The 13095-nt window shown below is 60.8% G+C and carries 12 protein-coding genes and 1 tRNA gene; 6 read left to right on the top strand and 7 right to left on the bottom strand.

Annotated elements, in window-relative coordinates:
- Positions 1 to 9: 9 nt before the first annotated feature.
- Positions 10 to 726, bottom strand: coding sequence for a lipoyl(octanoyl) transferase LipB (gene lipB, locus QTL56_RS05290; RefSeq protein WP_245136788.1), 717 nt, complete (start codon positions 724 to 726; stop codon positions 10 to 12).
- Between the two features lie 214 nt (positions 727 to 940).
- Here lipB and QTL56_RS05285 point away from each other — a divergent pair.
- Positions 941 to 1025 (top strand) — tRNA-Leu (locus QTL56_RS05285).
- A gap of 55 nt (positions 1026 to 1080) precedes the next feature.
- On the opposite strand, the gene QTL56_RS05280 is transcribed toward QTL56_RS05285, so the two are convergent.
- Together QTL56_RS05280 and QTL56_RS05275 are read right to left on the bottom strand one after the other, a co-directional pair.
- Complete coding sequence (locus tag QTL56_RS05280) at positions 1081 to 1581, bottom strand: BON domain-containing protein (RefSeq protein WP_245136789.1); 501 nt, start codon at positions 1579 to 1581, stop codon at positions 1081 to 1083.
- Positions 1582 to 1647: 66 nt separating this feature from the next.
- Positions 1648 to 2142 carry a peptide deformylase gene (locus tag QTL56_RS05275; protein WP_245136790.1) on the bottom strand — a complete coding sequence of 165 codons (495 nt, stop codon included), beginning with the start codon at positions 2140 to 2142 and terminating at the stop codon, positions 1648 to 1650.
- A 182-nt stretch (positions 2143 to 2324) separates the two neighbouring features.
- Here QTL56_RS05275 and mgtE point away from each other — a divergent pair, with 182 nt between their 5' ends.
- Together mgtE and QTL56_RS05265 are read left to right on the top strand one after the other, a co-directional pair.
- On the top strand, positions 2325 to 3737 hold the full coding sequence (gene mgtE, locus QTL56_RS05270; protein WP_229575559.1) for a magnesium transporter: 1413 nt from the start codon (positions 2325 to 2327) through the stop codon (positions 3735 to 3737).
- Positions 3738 to 3852: 115 nt separating this feature from the next.
- Positions 3853 to 4239: a MerR family transcriptional regulator gene (locus tag QTL56_RS05265; protein ID WP_229575558.1), complete on the top strand. Its 387-nt coding sequence runs from the start codon at positions 3853 to 3855 to the stop codon at positions 4237 to 4239.
- Between the two features lie 28 nt (positions 4240 to 4267).
- Here QTL56_RS05265 and QTL56_RS05260 read toward each other — a convergent pair whose 3' ends face one another.
- The 3 genes from QTL56_RS05260 to QTL56_RS05250 all read right to left on the bottom strand — a co-directional run bounded on the left by QTL56_RS05260 (position 4268) and on the right by QTL56_RS05250 (position 6540).
- Positions 4268 to 4744: a methyltransferase family protein gene (locus QTL56_RS05260; RefSeq protein WP_245136791.1), complete on the bottom strand. Its 477-nt coding sequence runs from the start codon at positions 4742 to 4744 to the stop codon at positions 4268 to 4270.
- Positions 4745 to 4758: 14 nt separating this feature from the next.
- Entirely contained in the window at positions 4759 to 5739 is a 981-nt protein-coding gene (locus QTL56_RS05255; protein WP_245136792.1) for a heparan-alpha-glucosaminide N-acetyltransferase, read from the bottom strand.
- A 108-nt stretch (positions 5740 to 5847) separates the two neighbouring features.
- Entirely contained in the window at positions 5848 to 6540 is a 693-nt protein-coding gene (locus QTL56_RS05250) for a DUF599 domain-containing protein (protein ID WP_245136793.1), read from the bottom strand.
- A 584-nt stretch (positions 6541 to 7124) separates the two neighbouring features.
- Between QTL56_RS05250 and QTL56_RS05245 the strand changes: the two genes are divergently transcribed.
- From QTL56_RS05245 to QTL56_RS05235, 3 genes are all read left to right on the top strand, one after another.
- Complete coding sequence (locus tag QTL56_RS05245) at positions 7125 to 8525, top strand: L-serine ammonia-lyase (RefSeq protein ID WP_229575554.1); 1401 nt, start codon at positions 7125 to 7127, stop codon at positions 8523 to 8525.
- A gap of 162 nt (positions 8526 to 8687) precedes the next feature.
- Positions 8688 to 9125: a DUF1489 family protein gene (locus QTL56_RS05240; RefSeq protein WP_229575553.1), complete on the top strand. Its 438-nt coding sequence runs from the start codon at positions 8688 to 8690 to the stop codon at positions 9123 to 9125.
- Positions 9126 to 9428: 303 nt separating this feature from the next.
- The gene (locus tag QTL56_RS05235) at positions 9429 to 10049 is read left to right on the top strand and encodes a tyrosine-protein phosphatase (protein ID WP_245136794.1); all 621 of its coding nucleotides are present in this window, start codon (positions 9429 to 9431) and stop codon (positions 10047 to 10049) included.
- A gap of 514 nt (positions 10050 to 10563) precedes the next feature.
- Here QTL56_RS05235 and ppsA read toward each other — a convergent pair.
- Entirely contained in the window at positions 10564 to 12987 is a 2424-nt protein-coding gene (ppsA, locus tag QTL56_RS05230; protein WP_245136795.1) for a phosphoenolpyruvate synthase, read from the bottom strand.
- Positions 12988 to 13095 lie beyond the last annotated feature (108 nt).

Genomic DNA, 13095 nt, shown 5'->3' with positions numbered 1-13095 from the left:
CGAGGTCGGTCAGTCTTCGCTGACCGTCGGTCCGAAGACGTCCTCAAAGGCCTCACGCAGGCGCATATCGACATCCGCCATCATGACAGGCAGGCCGAGATCGATGAGGCTCGTCACGCCATGGGCCGAAATCCCGCAGGGTACGATGCCGGTGAAATGCGAGAGATCCGGGTCGACATTGATCGACAGGCCATGAAAGCTCACCCAGCGACGCAGCCGAATGCCGAGAGCCGCGATCTTGTCCTCGCTCATCGTGCCATCCGGCAGAACAGGCTTTTCGGGACGGCGCACCCAGACGCCGACGCGCTCCTCGCGGCGTTCGCCCTTGACGTTCATGCTGTCCAGCGTGCGGATCACCACTTCTTCGAGCGCTGCCACATAGGCGCGCACATCCTGCCGGCGACGCTTCAGGTCCAGCATCACATAAGCGACCCGCTGGCCGGGGCCATGATAGGTGTATTCGCCTCCACGCCCGGTCGCAAAGACCGGAAACCGGTCCGGTTCGATCAGGTCTTTCTGATCGGCACTCGTGCCGGCGGTATAAAGGGCAGGGTGCTCCACAAGCCAGACCAGTTCATCGGCCTTGCCGTCTGCGATCAGACCCACCTGCCGCTCCATTTCTGCAACGGCCTCCTCATAGCCGACAAGCCCGTCGGTGACTCGCCAACGCACCGGCGGACAGTCTTCGCGGGCATGCATGGAATGTTCGAGATCGGTGCGGAGCATGAAATTTGCCTTCGGCTGTGGACTCGCGAAAAGCCTTGTTTTCCCTGTATTTGGCAAGAAAAGCCCCGGACTTCAAGGGCAGCAGCCACCCTCTTCATCAGGGCTTTCCCACAGCGTCTGAGGAATTTTCAAAAATCTGTCACGCCGGGCTTGTGGACCCCCAATGCTTTTGCTACATGCAGCCCCGCCGGAGCAATTCGGCGCCTACCACGATGCGGTCGTGGCGGAATTGGTAGACGCGCAGCGTTGAGGTCGCTGTGGGGCAACCCGTGGAAGTTCGAGTCTTCTCGACCGCACCAAAAATGAACCCGGCCTTTGCGCCGGGTTTTTTGTTGCTGAATTTTCAACGGCTTCTCAATCGCCGTCATGCGGGATGTGGCTGTCCACGCCAAGTGTCGTGATGAAGTTCTTCACCTCGCTGACACCTGTCACGCCAAGCACTTTGAGTTCCACCGCACGCCGCTCCTCGGCGGTGTCTACCGCGCCGCGCAGCGTCACGAGATGGCCATCGACATGGATGTCGAGGCCTGTCAGCACCGTGTCGTCGAAACTCTCCAGGGCAAGGGAAATATCCGATTCGAGCTGGTCGTCGTTTTCGCGACCCTCGGTCGTCGGCAGGACCGGTGTCGCCGGAGACGGTTCCAGCCCCGCAGCGTCAACCGCATCGACGTGATATCCCTCGTTGCGGTCGCGGTCGAAATTGGCGGCGGTTTCGCCGTAGCCGCGATTGCCGACCGGGCTTGCCGTGGCGCCCGCGCCGTCGGCATAGGGCCAGCCGTCACCGATATTGCGCTGGTCGTAGTCGCGATAATCGTCCTCGCGGGAAAAGTCGGTCTTGCGGTCGTCCTTGGCCATGATGGGCTCCTTCGTCACTGTCTGAGACGATAACGCCCGGCCTTGGCCTTTGTTCGACCTTGTCTCTCAGCGCGCCGCCTTTTCCCACTTCTTCAGGAGCCGTTCCCGCTTCAGGCGCGACAGTTTCTGGACCCAGAAAATGCCGTCGAGCTGGTCGATTTCGTGCTGCATGCAGACCGCGGCGAATCCTTCGAGCGCTTCCTCGTTCACCGTGCCGTCAAGCGTCTGGTATCGGATCCGGACCGCCCTTGGCCGTGTCACCTCCTCGGTCATGCCGGGCATGGAGACGCTGCCTTCGGTTTGGGTCATCACATCTTCGGAAGCCCAGAGGATTTCCGGATTGACGTAATCGCGCTGACCGCCGATCTCGGGAAGCTCGATCACGGTCAGGCGCTTCGAGATCCCGCAATGAGGGGCGGTGATGCCGATCCCGGGGGCCGCCTTCATCGTCTCAAAGAGGTCATCGGCAAGGTGTTGCAGATCCGCTCCGAACTCGGTGACCCGTTCGGCAGGTGTCTTCAGGGCGGTGTCGGGATAGCGGCGGATGGTCAGGCGGGTCACGAAAACTCTCGGCTCTTGGCGAGCGGGCCGGATGCCCACTGTGGCGCAAGAGACACGCTAGCAGGAAGCCGGAGGCTTTGCACAGCTCCTGGCATTTTTCCCCTGGCTGCGTGTTGACTTGAGGGTTTTTGCCGCCATTCTCCCGACTTCGAAGCAGTGGGCATCAGAGGCGAGGGCAGGTCATGAGTGAGATCGACGACGATGGTCTCGGCCGTGGCGCTCCCGAGGAGCCGCAGGCCGACATTTATGACGAGGAAGGCTCGATCCGTCATGATTTCCTGACCATGGTCGGGGCCGCGATCGCCGATCGCGACGTGATCTTCCTGCGCCAGAATGTTGCCAAGCTGCACGAGTCGGAACTGGGCCACCTGATCGAGGCGATCCAGCCCGACCAGCGGCTGGCGATGATCCGGCTGCTCGGCGCCGATTTCGACATGACGGCGCTGACCGAGGTCGATGAAGCGATCCGCATGCAGATCGTCGATCAGATGCCGAATGCGCAGATCGCAGCGGCCATCGGCGATCTCGATTCGGATGACGCCGTCTATATTCTCGAAGACCTCGAGGACGAAGACCGCGAGGAAATTCTTGCCCAGCTGCCGTTCACCGAGCGTGTGCGCCTTCGCCGGGCGCTCGATTATCCGGAAAGCTCCGCCGGTCGGCGTATGCAGACGGAATTCGTCGCCGTGCCGCCCTTCTGGACGGTCGGCCAGACGATCGACTACATGCGCGACGAGGAAGATCTGCCGGAGACCTTTACCCAGATCTTCGTCATCGATCCGACCTTCAAACTTCTCGGCGTCGTCAATCTCGACCGGATCCTGCGCACCAAGCGGCAGGTGAAGATCGAGACGATCATGCACGAGACGAACCACCCGATCCCGGCCAAGATGGACCAGGAAGAGGCGGCCCAGCTTTTCGAGCAATATGACCTTCTGTCGGCCGCCGTCGTCGATGAAAACGAGCGGCTGGTCGGCGTGCTCACCATCGACGACGTGGTCGACGTCATCCAGGAAGAGGCGGAGGAGGATTTGCTGCGCCTCGGTGGCGTCGGCGACGAAGAGCTGTCCGACAGCATTGCGGAGACGTCGCGGTCGCGCGTGCCGTGGCTCGCGGTCAATCTGTTGACGGCTTTCCTGGCGGCTTCGGTCATCTCGCTGTTCGAGGCGACAATCCAGGAGATCGTGGCACTTGCGGTCCTGATGCCGATCGTCGCGGGCATGGGGGGCAATGCCGGATCGCAGACCATGACCGTCACGGTCCGGGCGCTTGCCACCCGCAATCTCGATATTCACAATGCCTATAGGGTCGTGCGCCGCGAAGCGGGCGTCGGTCTGCTGAACGGCGTGGTCTTCGGCATTATGATCGGCGTCATTGCCGGTCTGTGGTTTCAGGACGTCAATATCGGCGGGATCATCGCGACCGCCATGCTGATCAACATGATGGCGGCTGCCATCGCCGGCATCCTCATCCCGCTCGCGCTCGACCGCTTCGGCGCCGATCCGGCCGTCGCCTCCTCCGTCTTCGTCACGACGGTCACCGATATCATCGGTTTCTTTGCCTTTCTCGGTCTCGCCACCTGGTGGTTCATGTGACGCCTGGCATCGTATTCAGGTACCGAGGGGGCTGGCTTCGAGCGTCGAAGGGCCGAAAAAATTGACTTGTACGTAAAAGTCAATATCATGTGTTCCGACACAGGATCGGAATGCCGTGAAGAAATACTATAGCATAACAGAGCTCACGCGTGAATTTGGTGTCTCGACGCGCACCCTGCGTTTCTACGAGGACGAGGGCCTGCTGCATCCGGAACGCCGTGGCCGTACGCGCCTCTACCGCACCGCCGACCGCCGGTTCCTGCAGGAAATCCTGCGTGGTCGCCGCATCGGGTTTACGATCGCCGAAATCCGCGAAATCGTTCATGTCTACAAGGAGCCGCCCGGCGAGATCGGGCAGCTCAAGTTGATGATGAAGAAGATTGACGAGAAACGCGATGAGCTTCGCCAGAAGCGCCGCGATATCGATGAAACCCTGTCCGAACTGGATCAGGCCGAAGAAGCCTGCCTTACGCGCCTGGTGGAGATCGGCGTCGGCACCTGACGTGCGGCGGCCTCGTTTTCAGTCCAAATCAGATCCAGCGCCGCGTCCGTTTGCGGTAGCTGTCGTAGTCGAAGCCGAACCGGGCTTCGAGATGGCGTTCTTCTCTGGGGATCGCGATCAGGCGCGTCGCTCCAAGCGAAACGAGCGCGGCGACGAAAAACCAGCTGTTCCCCGAGATCAGACCAAGTGCGACTGCGAATAAGGTATAGGCGAGATAGATCGGATTGCGGCTGAAGCGAAATGGGCCGCAGGTCACGAGGTGACGGGCGCATCGGCAGTCCGAAACCGGTGTTTGCCGCCCGATCAGCGTTCGCACGGCCCAGACATCGAGCATGACGGCCGCAAGCAGGATGGCAAGGCCGACGGAGGACAACGCGAAGCCATAGGGCGAGGGGATCGGAGCCAGCGCTGCGATCCGGCCAGCCAGCATGGCGGTCAGGATGCCCGTCAGGTAGAGCATGGGTGGCCAGGGATATTTCAGAGGCTTCGCGCGGTAGGCATTCATTGAAGAACTCCCCCTTACGGCGCTGACTGACTCCTTAACGTGCACTCTTCGGCCAGCGTCTGGATGCGTGCATCCTGATCCGGCAATATTGCGCCGGACTGGAGGGGAGCAAAGAGGTTCTCCGCCTGAAGGCGCTCCAGTGTGCAGTCGCAGAAGCGCGCGCACAGACCTGCTTCGTTACCCTGTTCCGCGCAGCTTGCCTGGCAGCTTCCCATGTAGGACGCGACCGGATCCGCGGCGGGTGGCGGAACGACGTAGCTTGCGAGGAAGAGACCGGCGATCAGCACCGGCTGGTGCAGCAGGTAGACGGTCAGGGAATGGCGACCGCCCCAGCGGAGCCAGTTCGGGCCCGCCGGCAGCCTGGCGATCCAGCCCAGCCTGTCGCGATCGACGAGGAAGCGCGCCAGGGCGATGCCGGTCAGCAGTGCACCGATCCATGGCAGCAGGGGCACGTAGTCATTGGAGCGCGGAAGCGTTTCCGAAAGACCCAGAAACCAGAAATAGGGCGCATCGAAGCTCGACGAGCGCAGGACTGTCGGCAGCGTGAAGGCGACAGCGGCAGCGACCAGCGTCACGATGAACGGGGCCTTGAGGAAGAGAAGGCCGACGACGCTCGACACCGCAATCGCATGCAGGATGCCGAAAAAGATCCAGCTGTCGGGTGTGAACCAATAAGTCGCGACCGAAATCGTAGCCGCCGCGGCGACGATGACCCCGAGCCTGCGCAGGAAGGGCTGCAGTCGAAGTGTCGGGTATTGCGCGAGCACGAGGCTGAAGCCGGCGAGGAACAAAAATGTCGATGCGATTAGCCGTGCATAGACCCGCAGGAAGCCTTGCGTCGAACTGCCGGGTTCCAGATAGCCGAAGAATTCGAGATCCCAGCTGAAATGATAGGTCGCCATCGCGATCAGTGCGAGGCCGCGTACCGCATCGAGCGCGGGAAGGCGCGGGCGACTTGGGCGGCTCGGGGGGGTATGCTCTGTTTGCTCTGCCACGCAGTCTTCCTTCACCTCTCCACCGGCTGCCGCCGTGCAGCGCCGGTCAGGGATCGGCGGTCGGTCCCAAAGGCGGCAAATTCATGGCCCGTGTCGCATTTCCTGCTTTCACGTATCGCTCCCGTTCAGGAGGGCAAGCCTTGCCTCGGAGAAAAACTGGCGGCGCAGCAGCACGATGAAGACCAGAACTGTCGCGATCATGAAGATCCAGGGGCTGACGAACCAGCCGAGATAGCCGATCGAATAGAAGATGGCGCGCAGACCCATATTGAAATGGCTGGCGGCGATGATGTTCATCCGGATCGTGCGCTCCGCCGCTTCCATCGCACGTGCCGGGTCCATCTTTGCGTCGTCCATCATGGGGATCGCACCAAAGAGAATGGTGCAATAGTTGAACAGCCGGTAGGACCAGCCGAACTTGAAGAAGGAGTACGCGAAAAGGCCAATCAGCCCGCAGACCTTCAGTTCGAAGGTTGCCCGCCCACCCTGCACGATGAATGGAATGTCCCTGAGGATTGCATCCACCTGTTCAGTTGCACCGAGCAAGGCGAAACAGCCGCCTATGGCAAAGATTGTCGTGGAGGCGAAAAAGGCCGTGCCGTTCTGCAGCCCGCCCATGATCTGGGTGTCGATCATCTTCAGGTCTCGCGTCATGGAATTGAGGATCCATTCACGCCGGCGTTCCGCCATGGCCTTCGTCAGGCTGGTCCTTTGCCAGATCACCTGGTTGCCCGTGATTCGCGCATAGGCCAGCCAAAGAAGAATGAAGAGGGTGAGGGCGATGTAGTCCGGCATGGTCATGGCTGCGATTCCTGCGAGCGCGTCTCGTCGCGCATTATCCTTCTCCAGCGATCTCCCACAACGGAAATTAACCAGCCCTAAGGCTTTGGGTCGAAATGAGGCAGGTGGTGCCAGGCCGGTTAACGGCTCATCCCATTGAAATATAACATATCCATGCGCTCCACGCATGCCTGCTGCGCAAAATACGCCTTGCTTTTGCCATTTTTGCAATTGCGAAAGGCGCAGCATTTTAATACACATCTCGCCAGAAAGCGGTCGGGGGACGGCTTTCCACGAATGAGTGGTCACACTTGGAGTTTCCATGGAAGGCAATGTTCAGCCGTCGTGCTGGGGCGTTACCATCCGTGCTTTGGTAGGATTTGCCGGCGTTCTCTGCCTGGCCTATCTCTTCGGCGCGGTTTGATAGCCTACACAAACGGAATTTGCGCACAGCGCGGTCATCTCGACCGCGCTGTTTGCGTTTTGGGCTGCGGACACCATCTTGGTCATGTCGCGGCCATGAAAGCCGATGTCGATTGCGAGGCGCATTCGTGATAGGCGATGCTCTAGCCTTTGCGCTTTCAGTCCCGCATGCGAGGAGCCCCATGTTTCTTTCGGTTTTCGACGTGTTCAAGATCGGTGTCGGCCCCTCGAGTTCCCACACCATGGGTCCGATGACGGCGGCCAACCGGTTTCTCGACCTCATCCTCTCTGATCAGTGGCCGCGCCCCGCCGGTGCCCATGTGGCAGCCCTGAAGGCGAGCCTGCACGGGTCGCTCGCCTATACCGGCATCGGTCACGGCACGGGAAATGCGGTGATCATCGGTCTGATGGGCGAGGCACCTGACAGCATCGACCCTGACCGCATGGAGGGCATCATTGCAGACGTGGAGCGCACAGGCCGCGTCACCCCGCCCGGTCATCCAGCTTACATCTTCCAACCGAAGGACGACCTCGTCTACGACAAGAAGACGCCGCTCTCGGGTCATGCCAACGGCATGCGACTGTCCGCCCTGGACAAGGACGGCCGCGTTCTCCTCACCCAGATCTACTATTCGATCGGGGGTGGCTTCGTTGTCACCGATACCGAGCTTCTCGCCCTGCAGAAGCAGAAGAAGCAAGCATCCGATCACAAGGTGCCCTATCCCTTCGCATCGGCTAAGGAAATGCTCGCCATGGCCGCCTCATCCGGCCAGACGATCGCGCAGATGAAGCGGGCGAATGAAGAGGTCGTGCGATCGCGCGAGGATCTCGATGCGGGCCTCGACCGGATCTGGGATGCGATGCTGAGCTGCATCGATCGCGGATTGCGCCAGGAAGGCCAGTTGCCGGGCGGTTTGAAGGTGCGCCGCCGGGCGAAATCCATCCACGATCAGCTGCAGGAGGAGTGGCGTTCCAACCGGCTCAATCCGGTGCTCGCGAACGACTGGCTTTCGGTCTACGCCATGGCTGTCAACGAGGAAAATGCCGCCGGCGGCCGCGTCGTGACATCGCCGACCAATGGTGCTGCCGGTGTCGTGCCCGCCACCATCCGCTATTACCTGCATTTCCATCCCGATGCCGACCAGCAGGGCATTCGCGACTACCTGCTGACGGCCGCTGCCATTGGCGGGATCATCAAACACAATGCCTCGATTTCGGGCGCCGAGGTCGGCTGTCAGGGCGAAGTCGGCTCGGCCTCGGCCATGGCCGCTGCCGGTCTTGCCGCCGTCATGGGCGGCACGCCGGAGCAGATCGAGAACGCCGCGGAAATCGCGCTCGAACATCATCTCGGCATGACCTGCGACCCGGTCGCCGGCCTGGTCCAGGTGCCCTGTATCGAGCGCAACGCGCTCGGTGCCGTCAAGGCCGTTACCGCTGCATCGCTCGCGCTGAAGGGTGACGGTGTGCATTTCGTGCCGCTTGACGCCTGTATCGAGACGATGCGCCAGACCGGCAATGACATGAACGAGAAATACAAGGAAACCTCGCTTGGTGGCCTCGCCGTCAACGTCGTCGAATGTTGATGCGGGCAGGGGAGCGCCTCTGTCCTGATACGTCTCCGTCGTCATCCTCAGGCGTGCCCCGAGGATGGCGACAGCAGGCAAATGCATCGCAACTGTTGAGCAGCCCCTGCCTTTGACGCCCATGCCCTTGACCCCCCGGCCAGACAGGCTATCTCGGGTGTCATGACACTGCATCTGCTCAAACTCTGCGTCGGAGCCGACTCCATCGACGACCTGCGCGACTGGGTCGCCGAACGTTGCCTCGTGGCCGTCGCGGCGGGCCTCGAGCCGCATTCTTCGCATGTCACCCGCATGGTGCCGAAGCGCATGGAGGAACTGCTGGATGGTGGCTCGCTCTACTGGATCATCAAGGGCCAGCTGTCGGCCCGCCAGAAGCTCCTCGACATCAAGACCTTCACCGGCGGCGATGGGATCACCCGCTGCGAGCTGATCCTTGGCCCTGAGGTGATCGAGGTGGCGCCGGCACCGCGTCGCCCCTTCCAGGGCTGGCGTTATCTCGACGCCGACGTCGCGCCCCGCGACCTCTCGGCCTCTGGTGCCAATATCGAGGATATGCCCGATGACCTGAAGCGGGAGCTGGCCGAACTGGGATTGCTGTGAGCGGAATGCCCGCCGAGGGGCCGGATCATGGGTGCCCTGGCTGAAGTTTCCGTTGAATTGGGGTCGCGCGCTCATCCTGGCCGCAAGCGGTTCGGGTGCGGGCGAAGCAGTCCGGCTGTGAAACTGCGATTTCCTGTATTGGACTTGACGGTTGCCCCGCGCATCCGGTTGCAGCACTGGAGGCACCTGTATCGTGTAAGTCCGTGCTGTCGTCTGGACCGTTTGCCATCGAAACAGCCGAATCGGGTGGCAGGGGCAGCGTTGTGAGCCGGTCCATTGGACCAGAGGGCGGGGAGAGTCGCGATGTCGAGTGTTGAAGACGGTCAAGGGGCACTGGAGCGCAAGGTGCCGCAGGTCCGCGGTTGGCGCAGGATTGCCTTGCATTCCGGCCTGACGGTTGCCGGGCTTCTCGCGCTATTTGGTGCCTATGTCGGCATCCTGATCCTGTCCGGAAACTTCCACGAAGTTCTGCCTGGCCAGTTCTATCGCTCGGCGCAGCTTTCCGGTGCGCGGCTGAGCGCGGAGATCGACCGCTACGGCATCAAGACCGTGATCAATCTGCGTGGCGAGAATGTCGGCCGGAGCTGGTATGACGACGAGGTCGCCGCAACGGCCGCGCATGGCGCCGCGCATGTGAATTTCGGCATTTCGGCCCGCCGTGAACTGACGCCGGGGCGGGCGCAGGAATTGCTGGCGCTTCTCAAAACGGCGGAGCAGCCGATCCTTGTGCATTGCATGTCGGGCGCCGACCGTACCGGTCTCGCCTCCGTCATCTTCCTGCAGCAGGTCGCCGGCGTCGATGAGGAAGAGGCCGAATGGCAGCTCTCGCCGATCTACGGCCATATCAACCTGTCTTTTCTTGCGGCTTACGCCATGGATGACACCTGGGAGCGGCTCGAAAAGGTGATCGGGCTGGACAGCTGAGCGGACCCCCTGGCCTCGCGGCGAATGCAACTGATTCCTTTGATGCCAGAGCATGGCAAGGGCGCGGCCATGACGATAGAAACCGACTCCCTCACCCGTGACACACCCGGTCCCGGGCCCCATGGGCGACCGGTGTTTGCCGTGGCCCCAATGATGACGGCGACGGATCGGGCAAAAAGTCTACAAATATTCAATTTGTTACGCGGTTTTACTTCTGCCACGTACCACCGTCTCTCGAAGCGACGGGTCATTCTGAACGAGACAACGAGGCCTTGCATTTCGGTTGCCGACTGGAGCCGTGCGGCCACGCAGACTAAGGCCTGTCTGCTTATGTCCACTGAGAGCCGACCCGGCGCAGCCTGATATTCCTATTGAGAATGAGCCATGTTTCAGCCGTCCCTCCCATGTTTTCAGCCGGGGCTCTGAAGTGGTCGACATGGCGCTACGGAGCGTAATCCGACGCTGGCATTTTCGAGCGCATCTATCGATCCGGTAGATTTGCCGCAGAACCGGCTTATCCCGGAATGTCATCCGCAAATATCTGCGCGCCGGCTTCGTTCGCCATTTCGGCTTCCGAAACGTTCTGCTTGACCGCGATGAAGCTGTCCGGCGTGACCGAAATGCTATCTATGCCGCATTCCACCAGGAACTTCGCAAATTCGGGGTGGTCACTCGGCGCCTGGCCACAAAGGCCGATCTTGGCTCCGGCAGCCTTTGCCTCTTCGATCACTTTGCGGATCATCCATTTGACTGCTTCGTCCTGTTCGTCGAAGAGATCGGCCAACTCACCGGAATCGCGATCGACCCCGAGCGTCAATTGCGTCAGGTCGTTCGACCCGATGGAGAAACCATCGAAGTGTTGCGCGAACTGCTTCGCCAGGATGACGTTGGACGGGATCTCGCACATGACGAAGACCTGCAAGTCGTCTTCGCCTCGCCTCAGTCCATTCTCAGCCATGACTTCCAGCACCTTTTCGGCTTCCGACACGGACCGGCAGAACGGGATCATGACAACGACATTCTTGAAGCCAAGTTGGTTTCTCAGTTTCCGTATTGCTCTGCATTCGAGAGCAAACCCATCCCGGTAGAGCGGTGAATAATACCGGGAGGCGCCGCGAAAACCGATCATCGGGTTTTCCTCGGTTGGCTCGAACGCGCTGCCGCCCAGAAGGCCCGCATATTCATTGGTCTTGAAGTCGCTCATCCGGACGATGACCGGCTTTGGGTGGAATGTCGAAGCGATCCGCGCCAGCCCTTCGGCCAGCTTGTCGACGAAGTAGACGGATTTATCGGCATAGGCTGCCGTCAATCCCGCGATCTCGGCCTTCGCCTTCTGATCGGTCAGTGTGTCGAAATTCACCAGTGCCATGGGGTGGATGCGAATTGCATTGCTGATGACGAATTCCATGCGCGCGAGCCCCACGCCGTCCGCCGGCAGCCGCCACCAGCGGAACGCGGCGCCCGGATTGGCAAGGTTGAGCATCACCCTGGTTCTCGTCGCCGGAACGTCGTCCATGTCGAGTGTCTGAACCTCGTAGTCTGCCAGCCCTTCGTAGATCGCTGCCTCGTCGCCCTCGGCGCAGGACACCGTAATCTCCTGGCCGGAATGCAGCACCTGGGTGGCCGTTCCGGTTCCGACCACGGCCGGCAGCCCCAGCTCGCGGCTGACAATGGCAGCATGCGACGTACGTCCGCCATGGTCAGTGACGATGGCCGCCGCCCGTTTCATGATGGGAACCCAGTCAGGATCCGTCGTGGATGTAACCAGGATCGATCCGTCGATGAATTGCCCGATATCACGGGCATTCTCGATCAGGCAGACTTGACCGGAGACGATCGCGTCGCCGATCGACAGGCCCTTGACCAATGTCTTGCCCTTGCTCTTGATCTGATAGGAGCTGAAGACTGCGGTATCGCGGTTCGACTGGACCGTTTCCGGTCGCGCCTGGACAATGTAAAGGCGTTGAGTATGCCCGTCCCGAGCCCATTCCATGTCCATGGCACAGCCGTAGTGACGTTCGATGGTTGTTGCCCAGCGGGCCAGTGTCAGGATTTCTTCGTCTGAAAGGACAAAAGCGCTTCGCTCGGCTTTCGATGTCGGTACATTCCGGGTTGGTTCTTGGGCTGTGCCGTAGATCATCTTTATGGTCTTGCCACCGCACTTCTTCGAGATGACCGGCATTAAAGTCGGATCGTCGAGAAGAGGTTTGAAAACTTGATACTCGTCCGGGTCGACAGCACCCTGAACGACGTTTTCCCCAAGCCCCCAGGCGGCATCAATGATGACGACCTTGTCGAAACCCGTTTCTGTGTCGATGGAGAACATAACCCCGGATCCGCCGAGGTCGGAGCGGACCATTTGCTGTATTCCGACGGACAGAGCGACCTTCATGTGGTCGAACCCCTTTGCCTGACGATAGGAAATGGCACGATCGGTGAAGAGCGAGGCAAAGCAGCGCTTGCAGGCGCGCAGCAACTCAGCTTCGCCGACAATGTTCAAGAAGGTCTCCTGCTGGCCCGCGAAGCTCGCGTCGGGTAGATCTTCTGCTGTCGCGCTCGAGCGCACTGCAACGCTGACCTGCTCCCGGGCTGCTCTGCCGGACAGTTCCCTGTACGCCTGGATGATGGCTTCAGCCGTGGCTTCTGGCCAATCTGCCCGCAGAACAAGCTGGCGGATGGCCGCGCCAGTCTCCGAAAGGGTCGCCTTACCGGCTGTCCAGTCCGCAATCAGCTTGCCGACCGGTTCGCGTAGATGGTTTTCATCGACAAAATTCCAATAGGCATCCGAGGTGGTGGCAAAACCCGGGGGAACGTCGACACCATGCTGGCCAAGCTCCTGAATCATCTCGCCGAGCGAGGAGTTCTTGCCACCAACCTTGGCCACATCGGTGCGCTTCAGCTTTTCTAACCAGACGATAGGGGCGACAAAGCCATTCATGTTGAACCCTCCCAATAGTGGTAATCTGCCGTGTGCTGTTACTCGTATTGAGCATACCCCTGAGACAGGGGAGCGCGGTTGACCCACATCAAGTTGAAGCTTGGTCGC

Source organism: Peteryoungia algae (assembly GCF_030369675.1).
Lineage (GTDB): Bacteria > Pseudomonadota > Alphaproteobacteria > Rhizobiales > Rhizobiaceae > Allorhizobium > Allorhizobium algae.
This window is presented reverse-complemented; position numbering and strand designations above follow the sequence as displayed.

Bases quoted from the DNA above. Each gene is read 5' to 3' on its own strand.
- QTL56_RS05240 (WP_229575553.1), top strand. From the start codon at position 8,688: ATGACACTGCATCTGCTCAAACTCTGCGTCGGAGCCGACTCCATCGAC.
- QTL56_RS05245 (WP_229575554.1), top strand. From the start codon at position 7,125: ATGTTTCTTTCGGTTTTCGACGTGTTCAAGATCGGTGTCGGCCCCTCG.
- QTL56_RS05280 (WP_245136789.1), bottom strand. From the start codon at position 1,581: ATGGCCAAGGACGACCGCAAGACCGACTTTTCCCGCGAGGACGATTAT.
- lipB (WP_245136788.1), bottom strand. From the start codon at position 726: ATGCTCCGCACCGATCTCGAACATTCCATGCATGCCCGCGAAGACTGT.
- QTL56_RS05260 (WP_245136791.1), bottom strand. From the start codon at position 4,744: ATGAATGCCTACCGCGCGAAGCCTCTGAAATATCCCTGGCCACCCATG.
- QTL56_RS05250 (WP_245136793.1), bottom strand. From the start codon at position 6,540: ATGACCATGCCGGACTACATCGCCCTCACCCTCTTCATTCTTCTTTGG.
- QTL56_RS05235 (WP_245136794.1), top strand. From the start codon at position 9,429: ATGTCGAGTGTTGAAGACGGTCAAGGGGCACTGGAGCGCAAGGTGCCG.
- mgtE (WP_229575559.1), top strand. From the start codon at position 2,325: ATGAGTGAGATCGACGACGATGGTCTCGGCCGTGGCGCTCCCGAGGAG.
- ppsA (WP_245136795.1), bottom strand. From the start codon at position 12,987: ATGAATGGCTTTGTCGCCCCTATCGTCTGGTTAGAAAAGCTGAAGCGC.